17 protein-coding genes are annotated in these 16,264 nt (G+C 72.6%); 5 read left to right on the plus strand and 12 right to left on the minus strand.

The features are described from left to right. The first annotated feature begins 15 nt into the window (after positions 1 to 15). The 3 genes from zwf to pgl are packed head-to-tail and all read left to right on the plus strand — an operon-like array spanning position 16 to position 3,362. Positions 16 to 1,530 carry a glucose-6-phosphate dehydrogenase gene (gene zwf / locus ACH495_RS20335; RefSeq protein WP_396859293.1) on the plus strand — a complete coding sequence of 505 codons (1,515 nt, stop codon included), beginning with the start codon at positions 16 to 18 and terminating at the stop codon, positions 1,528 to 1,530. After that, positions 1,527 to 2,543 (plus strand): glucose-6-phosphate dehydrogenase assembly protein OpcA, encoded by a 1,017-nt coding sequence (locus tag ACH495_RS20340; protein WP_396859294.1) that lies wholly within the window; start codon positions 1,527 to 1,529, stop codon positions 2,541 to 2,543. Before zwf ends, ACH495_RS20340 begins: the two co-directional genes overlap by 4 nt. Before the next feature lie 48 nt (positions 2,544 to 2,591). Continuing rightward, entirely contained in the window at positions 2,592 to 3,362 is a 771-nt protein-coding gene (gene pgl / locus ACH495_RS20345) for a 6-phosphogluconolactonase (protein ID WP_396859295.1), read from the plus strand. Between the two features lie 102 nt (positions 3,363 to 3,464). Here pgl and ACH495_RS20350 read toward each other — a convergent pair whose 3' ends face one another. The 11 genes from ACH495_RS20350 to ACH495_RS20400 all read right to left on the minus strand — a co-directional run bounded on the left by ACH495_RS20350 (position 3,465) and on the right by ACH495_RS20400 (position 12,644). Next, positions 3,465 to 3,809: an RNA polymerase-binding protein RbpA gene (locus tag ACH495_RS20350; protein WP_396859296.1), complete on the minus strand. Its 345-nt coding sequence runs from the start codon at positions 3,807 to 3,809 to the stop codon at positions 3,465 to 3,467. Positions 3,810 to 3,939: 130 nt separating this feature from the next. After that, positions 3,940 to 4,200, minus strand: a complete 261-nt coding sequence (secG, locus tag ACH495_RS20355; RefSeq protein ID WP_343446069.1) for a preprotein translocase subunit SecG — start codon at positions 4,198 to 4,200, stop codon at positions 3,940 to 3,942. A gap of 95 nt (positions 4,201 to 4,295) precedes the next feature. After that, positions 4,296 to 5,087, minus strand: a complete 792-nt coding sequence (gene tpiA, locus ACH495_RS20360; RefSeq protein WP_396859297.1) for a triose-phosphate isomerase — start codon at positions 5,085 to 5,087, stop codon at positions 4,296 to 4,298. Then, a complete protein-coding gene (locus ACH495_RS20365; protein WP_396859298.1) occupies positions 5,088 to 6,287 on the minus strand; it encodes a phosphoglycerate kinase in 1,200 nt (399 codons plus the stop codon). Beyond that, entirely contained in the window at positions 6,284 to 7,288 is a 1,005-nt protein-coding gene (gene gap, locus ACH495_RS20370) for a type I glyceraldehyde-3-phosphate dehydrogenase (protein WP_396859299.1), read from the minus strand. Before gap ends, ACH495_RS20365 begins: the two co-directional genes overlap by 4 nt. A gap of 266 nt (positions 7,289 to 7,554) precedes the next feature. Next, positions 7,555 to 8,535, minus strand: coding sequence for a DNA-binding protein WhiA (whiA, locus tag ACH495_RS20375; RefSeq protein ID WP_343446065.1), 981 nt, complete (start codon positions 8,533 to 8,535; stop codon positions 7,555 to 7,557). Positions 8,536 to 8,590: 55 nt separating this feature from the next. Further along, complete coding sequence (yvcK, locus tag ACH495_RS20380) at positions 8,591 to 9,589, minus strand: uridine diphosphate-N-acetylglucosamine-binding protein YvcK (RefSeq protein WP_396859300.1); 999 nt, start codon at positions 9,587 to 9,589, stop codon at positions 8,591 to 8,593. Next, a complete protein-coding gene (gene rapZ / locus ACH495_RS20385) occupies positions 9,586 to 10,500 on the minus strand; it encodes an RNase adapter RapZ (RefSeq protein ID WP_396859301.1) in 915 nt (304 codons plus the stop codon). Before rapZ ends, yvcK begins: the two co-directional genes overlap by 4 nt. A gap of 212 nt (positions 10,501 to 10,712) precedes the next feature. Next, a complete protein-coding gene (locus ACH495_RS20390) occupies positions 10,713 to 11,609 on the minus strand; it encodes a hypothetical protein (RefSeq protein ID WP_396859302.1) in 897 nt (298 codons plus the stop codon). A 66-nt stretch (positions 11,610 to 11,675) separates the two neighbouring features. Next, entirely contained in the window at positions 11,676 to 11,870 is a 195-nt protein-coding gene (locus ACH495_RS20395) for a DUF397 domain-containing protein (RefSeq protein ID WP_396859303.1), read from the minus strand. A 24-nt stretch (positions 11,871 to 11,894) separates the two neighbouring features. Continuing rightward, positions 11,895 to 12,644: a helix-turn-helix domain-containing protein gene (locus tag ACH495_RS20400; protein WP_396859304.1), complete on the minus strand. Its 750-nt coding sequence runs from the start codon at positions 12,642 to 12,644 to the stop codon at positions 11,895 to 11,897. Between the two features lie 24 nt (positions 12,645 to 12,668). Here ACH495_RS20400 and ACH495_RS20405 point away from each other — a divergent pair, with 24 nt between their 5' ends. Continuing rightward, complete coding sequence (locus ACH495_RS20405) at positions 12,669 to 13,385, plus strand: hypothetical protein (RefSeq protein ID WP_396859305.1); 717 nt, start codon at positions 12,669 to 12,671, stop codon at positions 13,383 to 13,385. Next, positions 13,366 to 15,207 (plus strand): DNA helicase RecQ, encoded by a 1,842-nt coding sequence (gene recQ, locus ACH495_RS20410; RefSeq protein ID WP_396859306.1) that lies wholly within the window; start codon positions 13,366 to 13,368, stop codon positions 15,205 to 15,207. Before ACH495_RS20405 ends, recQ begins: the two co-directional genes overlap by 20 nt. 44 nt (positions 15,208 to 15,251) lie before the next feature. On the opposite strand, the gene ACH495_RS20415 is transcribed toward recQ, so the two are convergent. Further along, positions 15,252 to 15,902 (minus strand): C39 family peptidase, encoded by a 651-nt coding sequence (locus ACH495_RS20415; RefSeq protein WP_396859307.1) that lies wholly within the window; start codon positions 15,900 to 15,902, stop codon positions 15,252 to 15,254. Between the last annotated feature and the right edge of the window lie 362 nt (positions 15,903 to 16,264).

Genomic DNA, 16,264 nt, shown 5'->3' on the forward strand with positions numbered 1-16,264 from the left:
GGAGGAGGTGGCCCGGTGAACCCGCTGCGCGACCCCCAGGACCGGCGGCTGCCGCGGATCCCCGAGCCGTGCGCCTTGGTGATCTTCGGGGTCACCGGGGACCTGGCTCGCAAGAAGTTGTTGCCCGCGGTGTACGACCTCGCCAACCGAGGGCTCCTGCCGCCCGGTTTCGTGGTGCTGGGCTTCGCCCGACGCGACTGGGGCGACGGGGACTTCGAGTCGCTGGCCCACGACGCGGCCAAGAAGCACGCCCGCACCCCGTGGCGCGAGGAGGTCTGGGCCCGGCTGGTCGGCAACATCAAGTTCGTCGGCGGCTCGTTCGACGACGACGCCGCGTTCGACCATCTCGCCACCACGCTGGACGAGCTGCGCGACACGCACGGCATCCACGGCAACGCCGCATTCTACTTCTCCATCCCCCCGGCGGCGTTCCCGGTGGTGCTCAAGCAGCTCGCCCGCACCGGCATGGCCGACAACGAGAAGTCCGGCGGCTGGCGGCGGGTGGTGGTGGAGAAGCCGTTCGGCAACGACCTGCCCTCGGCCAAGGCGCTCAACGACCTCGTCGACGACGTCTTCACCAGCCAGGACGTCTTCCGGATCGACCACTACCTGGGCAAGGAGACGGTCCAGAACATCCTGGCCCTGCGGTTCGCCAACAACCTGTTCGAGCCGTTGTGGAACTCCAAGTACGTCGACTCGGTGCAGATCACCATGGCCGAGGACGTCGGCATCGGCACCCGGGCCGCGTTCTACGACTCCGTCGGCACCGCCCGGGACGTGCTCCAGAACCACCTGCTCCAGCTGCTCGCCCTGGTCGCGATGGAGGAGCCGACCAGCTTCGACGCCGACGAGATCCGGGCCGAGAAGCTCAAGGTGCTCAAGGCCATCGCCGTGCCTCGGGACGTCGCCCGGGACACCGTCCGCGGGCAGTACCTGCCCGGCTGGGTGGGCGGCGAGCGCGCCAAGGGCTACCTGGAGGAGGAGGACGTCCCGGAGGACTCCACCACCGAGACGTACGTGGCGGTGAAGCTGGGCATCCAGAACCGGCGCTGGGCCGGGGTGCCGTTCTACATCCGGGCCGGCAAGCGGCTGCCCCGGCGGGTCACCGAGGTGGCCATCATGTTCAAGAAGGCGCCGCACCTGCCGTTCAACCCGGCCGACATGGAGTCCCTCGGCGCCAACCAGCTCGTCATCCGGGTGCAGCCGGACGAGGGCGTGGTGCTGAAGTTCGGCTCCAAGGTGCCGGGCACCACCATGGAGGTCCGCGACATCGCGATGGACTTCCAGTACGGCGAGGCGTTCACCGAGTCCAGCCCCGAGGCGTACGAGCGGCTGGTGCTGGACGTGCTGATCGGCGACCGGACGCTGTTCCCGGACGCCGCCGAGGTGGAGCAGAGCTGGCAGGTGGTGGACCCGCTGGAGCACGCCTGGGAGGGCACCACGCCGGAGCCGTACCGGGCCGGCGAGTGGGGCCCCCGGGCCGCCGACGAAATGCTGGCCGCCGAGGGAAGAGCTTGGAGAAGAGCATGATCGGGCTGTGGGACACCACCGGCAACGAGGTGGTCAAGGCGCTGGCCGCCGAGCGGCGCAGCGCGGGCGGGGTGGCCAGCGGCATGGCGCTCACGCTGATCGTCGTGGTGGACGAGAAGCGGGTCCGGGAGGCCGAGGCGGCGGCCACCATCGCCGCCGCCGCGCACCCCTGCCGGCTGCTCGTGGTGGTCCGCTCCGACATCGAGCGGGACCGCAACCGGCTGGACGCGGAGATCGTGGTGGGCGGCCGGCTCGGCCCCTGCGAGGCGGTGGTGACCCGGATGTACGGCCGGCTCGCGCTGCACGCCGAGTCCGTGGTGATGCCGCTGCTGGTGCCGGACGTGCCGGTGGTGACCTGGTGGCACGGCGAGCCGCCGGACGAGATCGCCACCGACTTCCTCGGCGTGGTGGCCGACCGTCGGATCACCGATTCGGCGCAGGCCGCCGACCCGATCGCCGCGCTGCGGCAGCGGGCCTGCGACTACGCGCCGGGCGACACCGACCTGGCGTGGACCCGGATCACCCCGTGGCGCACGCTGGTCGCCGGCGCGTTCGACACCACCCAGGCCCGGGTCACCGAGGCGACAGTGGTGGCGCCGCCCACCGACCCGACCGCGGCGCTGATGCGCGGGTGGCTGGCCGCCCGGCTCGGCATCGAGCCGGCCTGGCAGCACAGCGACGAGTTCCCGCGGATGCGCGAGGTGCAGCTGCGCTGCGCCAACGGCGACGAGCTGACGCTGACCAGGGACGACAGCGTCGCGGTGTTCCGGCGTACCGGGCAGGAGGACCGGACGCTGCCGCTGGTCCGCCGGCCGCTCGGCGACGAGCTGGCCGAGGAGTTGCGCCGGCTCGACGCCGACCAGGTGTACGCCGAGGCGCTCGGCGCGACGGCCGGGCTGACCGGGCTGGACCAGCGGGCGGCTCAGCGGGTGCACGTGTGGAAGGATCCGGCGACCGCCCAGCGGGCCGAGGCGGGCGTGACCGCGCACGCGGGCGCGACCGCGAACGAGTGACCGCCCGGACCGGGCGACCGGACCCAGAGAGACACGAGGGCACGACGGATGACTGAGGCGAGTGTCGCCGTACACGCCGACCCCGACCTGCTGGCGCAGGCGGTGGCGGCCCGGCTGGTGGTGAAGCTGCTCGACGCGCAGGCCGAGCGCGGTCAGGCGTCGGTGGTGCTGACCGGCGGGCGGATCGCCGCGGCGGTCCACCGGGCGGTCGGCCAGCTCCCGGCTCGGGACGCCGTGGACTGGTCCCGGGTCGACGTCTGGTGGGGCGACGAGCGGTTCCTGCCGGCCGGCCACCCGGAGCGCAACGAGACCCAGGCCCGGGCGGCGCTGCTGGACGCGGTGCCGCTGGACCCGGCCCGGGTGCACCCGATGCCGGCGTCGGACGGCCCGTCGGGCGACGACCCGGAGGCGGCCGCCGCCGCCTACGCGCGGGAGTTGGCCGCCGCCGCCCGGCCGGGGCACGCCACGGTCCCCCACTTCGACGTGCTGATGCTGGGCGTCGGTGAGGACGGGCACGTGGCGTCCGTGTTCCCGGAGCATCCGGTGCACCACGACAACCGTCCGGTCAGCGCCGTACGCGGCAGCCCGAAGCCGCCGCCGGTGCGGACCACGCTGACCCTGCCGACGATCAACACGGCCGAGGAGGTCTGGCTGGTCGCCGCCGGGGCGGACAAGGCCCGGGCGGTGGGCATGGCGCTGGCCGGGGCGGGGCCGGTGCAACTGCCGGCGGCCGGCGCGCACGGGGTGTCCCGTACCCTCTGGCTGCTGGACCGGCTCGCGGCGGCCAACGTCCCACCCCGCTCCCGCAGCCTCCGCTGACCCGTCCCACCCCACCCTCTCCGCGCTGATTCACGGAAAGAGTGGCCATGGCCGACGGCATGGCCACTCTTTCCGTGAAAGAGGCGGGACGGGGGGTGGGGGTCAGGCGCGGCCGCGGCGGCGGCGCAGGGCGGCCAGGGCCTCGGCCAGCAGCGCCTCGCCCTCCTCCGGGGTACGCCGCTCCTGCACGTACGCCAGGTGGGTCTTGTAGGGCTCGGCGCGGGTGCGGCCCGGCGGGTTGCCCGGGTCGGGGCCGGCCGGCTCCCCGCAGCGGGGGCAGTCCCACGACGCCGGGGTCTCCGCCTCGGCAGCGATCAGGAACTCGACCCGGTGCCCGTGGCGGCACCAGTAGACGACCGGTCGGCGCGGAGCCGGCTCGGCCCGCTGGTCGAAACGCTCAGGGGCGGACCCGATCCGGGTGCCGCGGATGACGTTGTTACTGGGCACGGTTGCGCGCTCCCTGTCGTCGGAGGGGACCGCCGCCGGAAGGGGATCGGCGACGGGCGACGGGCGGAGAAACAAACTGCGCGCGGTCCGTGACGGACCGCGCGCAGATTGTACGCGTTGACGCGCTCGCTCAGGTGCCGCTGCTCATCTGGAGGCGCAGCCAGAGGCCGAGCCCGACGATGCAGGCGAACCAGACGATCCCCACCAGAACGGTGTAGCGGTCGAGGTTCTTCTCGGCCACCGAGGAACCGGCCAGGCTGGAGCTGACGCCGCCGCCGAACATGCTCGACAAGCCGCCGCCCTTACCGCGGTGCAGGAGGATCAGCAGGGTGAGCAGCACGCTGGTGATGACCAGCAAGGTGATCATCGTGTAGGCGAACCAGATCGGCATGGCGGGGGTCAGTCCTCTCGTTGCGATCACTGCCCGGACCTGTCGGGCACTGCGGCACCGACCGGTGGACGGGCAGCGTCAAGGATAGCGAGCGATCAGCGGGCCGTGTGCTCCGGGAACCGACAGATCCGCGCGAACTCCTCCGCGTCGAGGCTGGCGCCCCCCACCAGGGCCCCGTCCACGTCCGGCTGGGCCATGATCGCGGCGACGTTCGACGCCTTGACCGACCCGCCGTAGAGGATCCGGACCTGCCCGGCGGTGGTCTCGTCGTAGGTCTCGGCGAGCCGCTTACGCACCTCGCCGCAGACCTCCTGCGCGTCCTCCGGCGTCGCCGTCTTGCCGGTGCCGATCGCCCAGACCGGCTCGTACGCCACGACGACCTGGGTGACCTGCTCGGCGGTCAGCCCCTTCAGCGCGCCGTCGAGCTGGTCGCAGCAGTGCGGGACCTGGTTGAGCTGCTCCCGCACCTCCAGGCCCTCGCCGATGCAGAGGATCGGCGTGAGCCCGTTCGCCAGCGCCGCCGCCACCTTCGCGTTGACCAGCGCGTCGTCCTCGCCGTGGTACTGCCGCCGCTCGGAGTGGCCGACCGTCACGTAGGTGCAGCCGAGCTTGGCCAGCATCGGCCCGGCGATGTCGCCGGTGTACGCCCCGGACGGGAACGGCGACAGGTCCTGCGCGCCGTAGCCGATCAGCAGCTTGTCGCCGTCCACCGCGGTCTGCACCGTACGCAGGTCGGTGAAGGGCGGCAGCACCACGCACTCGACGTCGGTGAGCTGCTTCTCGGTGAGGCTCGCGGCCAGCTTCTGCACCAGCAGGTTCGCCTCGAGGTGGTTGAGGTTCATCTTCCAGTTGCCGGCCATCAGCGGCCGGCGGGTGGTGCTCGCCATTCAGTTCTCCAGAGCCGCGATGCCGGGGAGGGCCTTGCCCTCCAGGTATTCCAGGGAGGCGCCGCCGCCGGTGGAGATGTGCCCGAACGACGACTCGTCCAGGCCCAGCGCGCGCACCGCCGCGGCGGAGTCGCCGCCGCCGACCACGCTGAACGCGTCCGCCTTGGTGATCGCCTCGGCGACCCCGCGCGTGCCGTTGGCGAACGCGGCCATCTCGAACACGCCCATCGGGCCGTTCCAGAAGATCGTCTTCGCCTGGGACAGCACGGCGGCGAAGCCGGCCACCGTCTCCGGCCCGATGTCCAGGCCCAGCCGGTGGCTGGGGATGCCGTCGGCCGGCACGGTGTCGTGCGCGGCGTCCGGGGCGAAGGCGTCCGCGGCCACCACGTCGACCGGGAGCAGGATCTTGCCCGGCGCGCGGTCCAGCAGGTTGCGGCAGGTCTCGACCATCTCCTCCTCCAGCAGCGAGGAGCCCACCTCGTGGCCCTGGGCCTTGAGGAAGGTGAAGCACATCCCGCCGCCGATGAGCAGCCGGTCGACAGTGGGCAGCAGCGCCTCGATCACGGCCAGCTTGTCGGAGACCTTCGAGCCGCCCAGCACCACCACGTACGGCCGCTCGGGCGCGCCGGTCAGCTTGCTGAGCACCTCGACCTCGCGCAGCACCAGCCGGCCGGCCACGTGCGGCAGCCGGGCCGGCACGTCGTGCACGCTGGCGTGCTTGCGGTGCACCGCGCCGAACGCGTCGTCGACGTACGCGTCGCCGAGCGCCGCGAGCTGGTCGGCGAACGCGCCCCGCTCGGCGTCGTCCTTGCTGGTCTCACCGGCGTTGAACCGCAGGTTCTCCAGCAGCGCCACCTGGCCGTCGGCCAGGCCCGCCACTGTCGACTGTGCCGATTCGCCGACGGTGTCCTCGGCGAAGTGCACCGGGGCGTCGAGCAGCTCACCGAGCCGCCCGGCGACCGGACGGAGGCTGAACTTCGGGTCCGGCGTGCCCTTCGGGCGGCCCAGGTGCGAGCAGACGACCACCTTCGCGCCGGCCTGCACCAGCGCGCTCAGCGTCGGCAGCACCGCCCGGATCCGCCCGTCGTCGGTGATGTCACCGGTCTGCTTGTCGAGCGGGACGTTCAGGTCGGCGCGCACCAGCACGCGCCGACCCGACACCCCCTCGGCGAGCAGGTCGTCGAGGTTGCGGATGCTCACAGCGAGGAACCCACCAGCTTGACCAGGTCCACCAGGCGGTTGGAGTAGCCCCACTCGTTGTCGTACCAGCCGACGACCTTGACCTGGTTGCCGATCACCTTGGTCAGCGGCGCGTCGAAGATGCACGACGCCGGGTCGGTGACGATGTCGGCGGAGACGATCGGGTCCTCGTTGTAGACCAGGATGCCCTTGAGCGGGCCCTCCGCGGCGGCCTTGAGCGCGGCGTTGACCTCGTCCACGGTGGTCTCCCGGCCGACCTCGACGGTCAGGTCGGTGGCCGAGCCGGTCGGGATCGGCACCCGCAGCGCGTAACCGTCGAGCTTGCCCTTCAGCTCCGGCAGCACCAGGCCGATGGCCTTCGCGGCGCCGGTCGAGGTCGGCACGATGTTGAGCGCGGCGGCCCGGGCCCGGCGCAGGTCCTTGTGCGGCGCGTCCTGCAGGTTCTGGTCCTGCGTGTACGCGTGGATGGTGGTCATCAGACCCTTGGTGATGCCGAACGTGTCCTGGAGGACCTTCGCCATCGGGGCGAGGCAGTTGGTGGTGCAGGAGGCGTTCGAGATGATGGTGTGCTTCGCCGGGTCGTAGGTGTCCTGGTTGACACCCATGACCACGGTGACGTCCTCGTTCTTCGCCGGGGCGGAGATGATGACCTTCTTGGCCCCGCCGTCGACGTGCGCCTTCGCCTTGCTGCCGTCGGTGAAGAACCCGGTGGACTCGATGACCACGTCGGCGCCGACCTCGCCCCACGGCAGCTTCGCCGGGTCCTTCTCGGCGAACGCCTTGATGGTCTTGCCGCCCACCGTGATCTCGTCGGCGGTGGCCTTCACCTCGTGCGGGAGGCGACCCAGGATGCTGTCGTACTTGAGCAGGTGGGCGAGCGTCGCGTTGTCGGTCAGGTCGTTGACCGCGACGACCTCGATGTCGGCGCCGGACGCCAGCACTGCCCGGAAGAAGTTACGGCCGATCCGGCCGAAGCCGTTGATGCCAACCCGGATGGTCACAGGTCCCATCTCCTCGCGTTCTGGTCCGCCGGCGTCAGACCACAGCCGGCGGAGGTGTGTGCGCCGACCGTTGGAGCCGGCCGTTGACGATGTCATCTCGGCCACCCCGCCGCGGTCCGTTCCAGACCTGACCGCCCGAGGCGGTGAGTGCGGCGAGGAGTGCCTGTGCCGGCCCCCTTGCCGTACGCAGCGACCCTATCCGAGCGCGTGGCGGCGCGCTGCGGCGGGTGGTGATCCCGGTCGCGCGACGTCGCCCCTCCGTCCTATCAGACCACGAGCATGTCCGGCGTGACTGCCGCTTCCGTATCCGGGATGCCCAGGTCGCGGGCCCGCTTGTCGGCGAGCGCGAGCAGCCGGCGGATCCGGCCGGCGATGGCGTCCTTGGTCAGCGGCGGCTCGGCGAGCGCGCCCAGCTCCTCCAGCGAGGCCTGCCGGTGCTCCAGCCGCAGCCGGCCGGCCGAGGTCAGGTGGTTGGGCGCGTCGTCGGCGAGGATCTCCAGCGCCCGGGTCACCCGGGCGGCGGCGGCCACCGCGGCGCGCGCCGAGCGGCGCAGGTTGGCGTCGTCGAAGTTGGCCAGCCGGTTGGCGGTGGCGCGCACCTCCCGGCGGACCCGCCGCTCCTCCCAGGCCAGCACGCTGGAGTGCGCGCCGATGCGGGTCAGCAGCGCGGCGATCGCGTCGCCGTCCTTCACCACCACCCGGTCCACGCCGCGCACCTCGCGGTTCTTGGCGGTGATGCCGAGCCGGCGGGCGGCGCCGACCAGCGCCAGCGCCGACTCCGGACCCGGGCAGGTGATCTCCAGCGCGCTGGAGCGCCCCGGCTCGGTCAGCGAGCCGTGCGCCATGAACGCGCCCCGCCAGGCGGAGACCGCGCAGCAGACGTTCGCGGCCACCACGTGCGGCGGCAGGCCCCGCACCGGGCGACCCCGCACGTCCAGCAGGCCGGTCTGTCGGGCCAGCGCCTCGCCGTCCTTCACCACCCGCACGATGAAGTGGCTGCCCTTGCGCAGGCCGCCCGAGGCGAGCACATGGATCTCACTCGGGTAGCCGTAGACCTCGGCGATCTCCCGCCGCAGCCGGCGGGCCACCGCGCCGGTGTCCAGCTCCGCCTCCACCACCACGCGCCCCGACACGATGTGCAGGCCACCGGCGAAGCGCAGCAGGGCGGCCATCTCCGCCCGCCGGCAGCAGGGCTTGGGCACGTCGACCCGACTCAGCTCGTCCTTGACCGCAGCCGTCATCGCCATTCCAGCGCCCCCTCACGGACCCGTTCCGGCGTGTCGCCGGTGATTACGTACGTGTCTAACGATCGACGCCCAGGACCGGCACCAGTGCGGCGCCCAGGGCGGCCGGATCATGACGGGGCGCGCCGTCGACGACGGCGACGGGAGCGAGGACCAGCCGGGCACCCAGCGATTCTGCCGCACGTTCGACCGCCACGGGATCACCCACCGCCGTCGAGTCGGCGAGCACCATGTCCACCTTCAGCTCGGGCAGATAGCGGCGCAGGGTGTCCAGATGGTCGGGCAGGGAAAGCCCCGAGGTCTCCTTCTCGGCCACCAGGTTCAGCGTCACCAGCCGCCGCGCCGGGCTGGACACGATCGCGTCGGCCAGGCCGGGCACCAGCAGGTGCGGCAGCACGCTGGTGTACCAGCTGCCCGGCCCGAAGATCAACCAGTCGGCGGCCCGTACCGCGGTCACCGCCTCGGCGCACGCGGCCGGCGCGGCCGGCGTGAGCCGCAGCGACTCCACCGTCCCCGAGGTGACCGCCACCTGGTGCTGGCCGCGCACCGTGCGCACCTCGTCCGGGTGGTCCGGGTCGACGCCGCGGACCCGGGCCTCGATGCCCACCGGCTGGCGCGACATCGGCAGCACCCGGCCCACCGCGCCGAGCATCGCCCCGGCGTGGTCCAGCGCGGCCACCGGATCGCCGAGCAGTTCGGTCAGCCCGTGCAGCAGCAGGTTGCCGACCGCGTGGCCGGCGAGCGGGTCACCCGCCGCCGGGGCCGGCGAGCCGAGCGTCGGCGCGGGCGCGGCGGCCGCGAAGCGGTGCTGGAACAACGCCGCGCTGCGCCGGGTGGCCGGGTGGTCACCGGAGAGCGCGACCAGCGCCTGCCGCAGGTCACCCGGGGGCAGGCCGCCGCGCTCGGCGCGCAGCCGGCCGCTGGAGCCGCCGTCGTCGCCGACCGTGACCACCGCGGTGATGTCCAGGTCCAGTCCGGGTACGCAGTGCCGCAGCGCCCGCAGCGACGCGGACAGCCCGTGCCCCCCGCCGAACGCGACCACCCTGGTCGGGGTCATTCCCGCCCCAGGTCCCGGTGCTGCGGGTTGGCGGCGATGCCGGACGCGCGCAGCCGCACGGCCAGCTCCTCGGCGATCGCCACGCTGCGGTGCTTGCCGCCGGTGCAGCCCACGGCCACGGTCAGGTAGCGCTTGCCCTCCCGCTCGAAGCCGGCCGTGGTGGCGTTGACCAGGTCGGCGTAGCCGGCGACGAACGCGTCCGCGCCCTCCTGACCCAGCACGTACGCGCTGACCGCCTCCTCCCGGCCGGTGTGCTCGCGCAGCTCCGGCACCCAGTACGGGTTGGGCAGGAACCGGGCGTCCATCACGAAGTCGGCGTCCGGCGGGAGACCGTACTTGAAGCCGAACGACAGCACGGTGATCCGCAGCCGGCGGGCGTCCTCGCCGCCGAACAGCTCCTCGACGCGGCGGCGGAGCTGGTTGACGTTCAGGTGGCTGGTGTCGATGATCACGTCGGCCTGGTCGCGGGCCTCCTCCAGCAGGGCCCGCTCCACCGCGATGCCGTCGGCCAGCCGCCCGTCGCCCTGCAACGGGTGCGAACGGCGCACGCTCTCGAAGCGCCGGATCAGCACCTCGTCGTCGGCGTCGACGAAGACCACCCGAGGCTGGAAGCCGCGCTCGCGCAGCTCCCGGATCGCCCCGGCCAGGTCCGTGGAGAAGGCGCGCGACCGCACGTCCAGCACCATCGCCGTACGCCGGGCCGCGCCGCCGGCCTTGAACGCCAGCTCGGCCATGTCCAGCAGGAGCGCCTGGGGCAGGTTGTCGACCACGTAGTAGCCGACGTTCTCCAGCGCCCGGGCCACCGTGCTGCGCCCACCGCCGGAGAGGCCGGTCACCACCACCAGTGACGTCTCCGCCTCGGTCGGCGCCGGCCGCCCCACCGCGGTCTCCGCCGTCTGCGCCTCGCTCACCCGCGTACCCCCAAGCCGTGGCGCCGCGGCCGGTCGGCCGCGCATGGTCAGTCGACGACTCTAACGGCTGCGCCCCCACCCGGGATTCCACGGGGTGACCACCGGAACACCTGCTCGTCCGGTTTACCGCTCGTCGTCCCAAGCCGCTGAGCCAACGACTGCTCTGCTGGTGGACAGCAACTCGCCCCGGGAGCGCGGACCGCGTCGGCCGGTCAGCGGCGCCGGAGCAGTGCCTTGACCCGCTGGCGACCGAGCACGGCAAGGTAGTCCCATGGCTCGTCGAGACAGGAGTCGACCTCGGCCGCCGCGATGATCTCGGCGAGCCGGCCCGCCAGCTCGTCGGGATCCGGCTGCACCTGCTCACAGAGGCGGACGTGGGCCGCCCGTAACGCGCCGCCGATCTCGGCCGGCTCTTCGTCGTACGTCTCCCAGGCGTCGTACAGATATCCGGAGCGGCCGTCCCAGGCACGAGCGGCCCGTTCGACCACCAGCAGCGCCTCCTCGGTCGGGGGTCGCTGGGCGAGCACCTCCACCTCCTCCACGATCGCCCGCCCCGCCTTCTCCACGTCATGCAGGTCCCACTGGCCGCTGGTCGCCTCGCCGGCCAGATTGTCGATCATGCGACGGATGCGGTCGAGATCGTTCACGGTGGGAGACGCAAGCTGGCCGGCCCGCGCCCGCAGCCGGCTTTCCAGGACGCGATCCTTTGCCGCCCACTCGGCGACCAGCGACGCCAGCCGCCGCATCGGCACGCTCCGCGCGAGTTCGGCCAGCTCAGCAATCACCGGGTCGACAGCCACGGCGGACGGCGGGGTGGCCGCCGAGGACCAGGCGAGCCCGTCGCTCAGCGCAGCGAGCGTCAGGGCCACCGCGTGCGCGCACGGCCTCGTCCCGGCCGAACAGTCGCACTCGGCGGTGAAGCCGTCCGCCGTGATCCCGACCCAGATCACGACCGGCGGCTCCCCGGCCGTCCGGACGGTGCCTGATGCTCCCCCGCCGACCGGTACCAGCGTCGCGGGTTGGCCGGCTGATCGCAGCTTCTCCGCCGTCGCCCAGGTCGCCGAGCCAGCCACGTCCCGCAGTGCGTCGATGTCGATGCGTACCGCCATCCGACCATCCAACCCGGCGCGGGTGATGCCGCCGGCATCGGGGCGGCGGATCGACTTCGAGGGGAATCAGCCGTGCCGCAGGCCGGCGACGAAGGACGACCACACGCCCCGATCGAAGAGGAGGGCCGGCCCGTCCGGGTCCTTGGAGTCACGCACCGCCAACGCGGTGGAGAGGTCAGCCACCTCGACGCAGTTCGAATCGTTCGCACCACTTCGGCTGCTCTTGCGCCAGCGAACCTGGGCCGGATCCGAGGGGGTCATCGGCAGCGCTCCACGGGGTTGGAGTCAGTCCGGGACCTCGGCGGCAGCCCGGCTGAGGAGATCCGCAGACCGGTCGGGGTCGAGCGCCTTGGCCCGAAGGTGGTCGAACAGGAGTCTAGAGCGGGTCACCTGTCCACGGTCGGGTCGAGCACCGGATCGTCGTAGCTCAGCAGCGTGAAGGCTCCACCCATGGCCGCGTGAGCCCCGGCGGGTGAACGGCAGGACCTGGATCTCCACCGTCGGCATCTCGCACGCCTCGACCAGGCGCGCGAGCTGGGCCCGCATCACCGCCGGGCCGCCGACCACCCGCCGGAGCACCGCCTCGTCCAACACCACCCACAGCGACGGTGGCAGGTCGCGGGACAGCAACGCCTTGCGAGCCAGCCGCGCCGCCACCACGCGATCCGTCTCGTCCTGGTCGGCGGTGCCGCGACCGGCCCGGACGTACTCCTCGGTCTGCAACAGGCCGGGCACGTAGAGGCTCTCGAACGAGCTGATCGACGTGGCCTCCGCCTCGAAGCCGACGTAGTCGTCCGGCAGCACGTCGCCGTACGCGCTCCACCAGCCCTTCAGCCGGGACTGGCGGTGCAGCGCGGCCAGTGATTCCCGCTCGGACTCGGTGGCCTCGTAGAGGTCAAGGAGCGGCGGCATGTCCTTCGGCATCACCCGGGAGTGCCCCTGCTCCAAGCGGATGACCTTGGTGCGGTGCCAGCCGAGGATCTTGGCCACCTCCTCGGCGGTGTGGCCGGCGCGACCCAAGCTGTTCGCAACCACTCGCCTACGGAGAGGCAGCATGCGGTGACCGACTTTCACCATGACCTGGCCGCCATGCTCGACGGGGCCGACGTGTCCGAGCGGGTCCGCGCCGCCATCGCCCACGCGCTGGCGACGTCCGATCCCCTCTCGCCGTACGTCAATGCTCTGATGACCCACTACGCGACGGAGCGCGAGCGGCGGTCGGACCGCAACCAGTCACCCGCCGGGGCCTACCGGATGCCCCGCCGCTGGACGCTGCACCTGACCTACCTCGCGGCCGACGCGCGGGAGGCCCGCGACCAGGCCGTCGTCTACACGGAAGGGCTGACGATCCGGCGTCCGGAGCTGCCCGCGAACGCTGCGATGTTGTCCCGGGCCGATGCCTGGAATCACGTGGAGCCGGTCTTCTGCGGCCGGGTCGGCCCCGACGACGAGGTATGCATGGACGTCACCGGGCACCCGGGCTTCCACAGCGCGGCCGGGATCGGCAGGCTGAGCTGGGGCGACGGGGACGGAACGGTGACCGCGTACCCGGGCCCGGGTGTCGCCGTGCCGGCACGGCCGCCCCGATGCCATCGCCGCGCCCCCTTCCCCCGCCATTCTTCCCTCCCCTGTTTCAGGGAATCAGGGGCTATCCGCGGCGGAATAGCCACTGTTTCCGTGAAACAGGGCCCGGTGGGGCGGCGGCGCGGGCGGGCGGTTCCGTGGCGGTGTCGGCGGGCGCTCGTAGACTGCGCGGATGGTTTCCCCCACCGATGAGCGGACCGCGGGCGCGCTGGACGTGCTGCGCCGGGTCTTCGGTTACGACGCGTTCCGCGGTGTCCAGCAGGACATCATCGAGCACGTGGTGGCCGGCGGCGACGCGCTGGTGCTCATGCCCACCGGGGGCGGCAAGTCGCTCTGCTACCAGATCCCCGCGCTGGTCCGCGACGGCGTGGCGGTGGTCGTCTCGCCGCTGATCGCGCTCATGCAGGACCAGGTCGACGCGCTCACCGCGGTCGGCGTCCGGGCCGGGTTCCTCAACTCGACCCAGGACGCGGCGCAGCGCCGACGGGTCGAGGCGGCCTACCTCGCCGGCGAGCTGGACCTGCTCTACCTGGCCCCGGAAGGGCTGGCCGTGCGCTCGACGCTCAACCTGCTGGAACGCGGCCGGATCGCGCTGTTCGCGATCGACGAGGCGCACTGCGTCTCGCAGTGGGGGCACGACTTCCGCCCCGACTACCTCAACCTGTCGATGCTGCACGAACGCTGGCCGCAGGTGCCGCGCATCGCGCTGACCGCCACCGCGACGCAGGCCACCCGCACCGAGATCGCCTCCCGGCTCCAGCTCACCGACGCCCGGCACTTCGTGGCCAGCTTCGACCGGCCCAACATCCAGTACCGCATCGTCCCCAAGCGGGAGCCGCGCCGGCAGTTGCTGAGCCTGCTGCGCGACGAGCACCCGGGCGACGCCGGCATCGTCTACTGCCTGTCCCGCGCCTCGGTGGAGAAGACCGCCGAGTTCCTGGTCGCCAACGGCATCCCGGCGCTGCCCTACCACGCCGGCCTGGACGCGGCGACCCGCGCCCGCAACCAGCAGCGCTTCCTGCGCGAGGACGGGCTGGTCATGGTGGCCACCATCGCGTTCGGCATGGGCATCGACAAGCCCGACGTACGCTTCGTCGCCCATCTCGACCTGCCCAAGTCGGTGGAGGGCTACTACCAGGAGACCGGCCGCGCCGGGCGCGACGGGCTGCCGTCCACGGCCTGGCTGGCGTACGGGCTCCAGGACGTGGTGCAGCAACGCAAGATGATCGAGACCTCGGAGGGCGACCTGGCGCACCGGCGCAACCTGGCCGCCCACCTCGACGCGATGCTGGCACTCTGCGAGACGGTCCGCTGCCGCCGCGCCCAACTGCTCGACTACTTCGGCGAGGCCGGGGCACCGAACTGCGGCAACTGCGACACCTGCCTGGACCCGCCGGAGTCCTGGGACGGCACGGTCGCCGCGCAGAAGCTGCTCTCCACCGTCTACCGGCTCGACCGGGAGCGCAATCAGCGGTTCGGCGCCGGGCACAGCATCGACATCCTGCTCGGCAAGCACACCGACAAGATCGACCAACACGGGCACGACGCGCTGAGCACGTTCGGCATCGGCACCGAACTGCGCGACGCCGAGTGGCGCGGCGTGGTGCGGCAACTGCTCGCCGAGGGCCTGCTCGCGGTCGAGGGCGACTACGGCACGCTGGCGCTGACCGAGGCCAGCGCCGACGTGCTGGGCCGACGGCGCACGGTCACCCTGCGCAAGGAGCCGGAACGGCCGCTGTCCGGCCGGGCCGCGAAGCCACGGGGCGCGGCCACCGTCGTCGCCGACCTCTCCCCCGCCGCCGCGCCGGTCTTCGAGCGGCTCCGCGCCTGGCGCGCGGCCACCGCCAAGGAGCAGGGCGTGCCGGCGTACGTGGTCTTCCACGACGCCACGCTGCGTCAGATCGCCGCCGAGCCGCCGAGTTCCCTGGCCGAGCTGTCCCGGTTCAACGGGGTGGGCGAGAACAAGCTCGCCAAGTACGGCGAAGCGATCCTCGCCGTCCTGGCCGAGGGGTGACGAAAGGGCCGGCCCCGTTGTCGGGGCCGGCCCTTTCGCTGGTGTCAGCGGGTGCTGTAGCCGCGGGTGGCAATCCAGTCGGCGAGGTTGTCGACGCTGATGCGGTAGGAGGCGGTGTTCGGGTTGGCGCTGTCGGCGATGGTGACGGTGGTGCCGTTGTTCTGGTAGCCGACGACGCTGATGTAGTGGCCGCCTTCGAAGGAGTGGGTGGTGCCGTCGGTGTCGGTGGCGGTGCCGGCGATGTTGGCGACCACGGCGCGGCCGTCGTCGACGGTCTTGACGATGTCGGCGCGCAGGGTGTCGGTCTGCTTGTCGTCGGCCTTGCGGTCGGTGATCTCGACGGAGCGGTAGGGCTTGCCGGTCTCCTTGTTCAGGACCGGGGTGATGTCGTTGATGCTGTTGGTGCCGTTCTCGGTGGTGCCCATCTCGCGGGCCATGGCGTCGACGTCGATGTTCTTGCCGAGGACGCTGATGGCGTTGCGGGCGGCGGCGGGGCCGCAGTAGTAGAAGTTCGGCTGGGCTTCGTAGCGCACGTCGAGTTCCCGCTCGCCGTGACCCTTGCGGTCGGCGACGGCGGTGGTGGTGTTCTGGGCGGGGGCGGCGTTGGCGGCGATGGCGGGGCCGGCGATCCCGCCGGCGGTGGCGGCGATACCGGCAGCGGTGAGCACGGTCTTACGCAGCAGGGTGGTAGCCATGATGGTGCCTCCCAAAGGGGGGTGGGGGATACGCGGCCGGGGGCCGCGAGGGGGGAAGTCCTGTGGGTGGGCCCGGCGGCCACAGGGGGGTGGTCTGCTCGGGGCCCGGGTGCCGGCGCGGCCACAGGGGGTGGCGGGGCTCGGCGGCTCGTGGGTGTAACGACGGCCGGTGGCCGGTCATTCCGACCGGGGCTGTCGACGGCTCGGGGCCGGGCTGCACGCGGTCTGCCAGGTATAACGCCCCGCCCCCGGCCCCGATTCCCCCACGCCCGTGACCCCGACCACCCCACACCCGACGAAACCGCACATCCCGCCCCAGGTGCTCCATCCGGGGAGCCCGCCCGAGGCGAGCGCGGGGAGAT

The organism is Micromonospora sp. NPDC018662, from assembly GCF_044391475.1.
Classification (GTDB): domain Bacteria; phylum Actinomycetota; class Actinomycetes; order Mycobacteriales; family Micromonosporaceae; genus Micromonospora.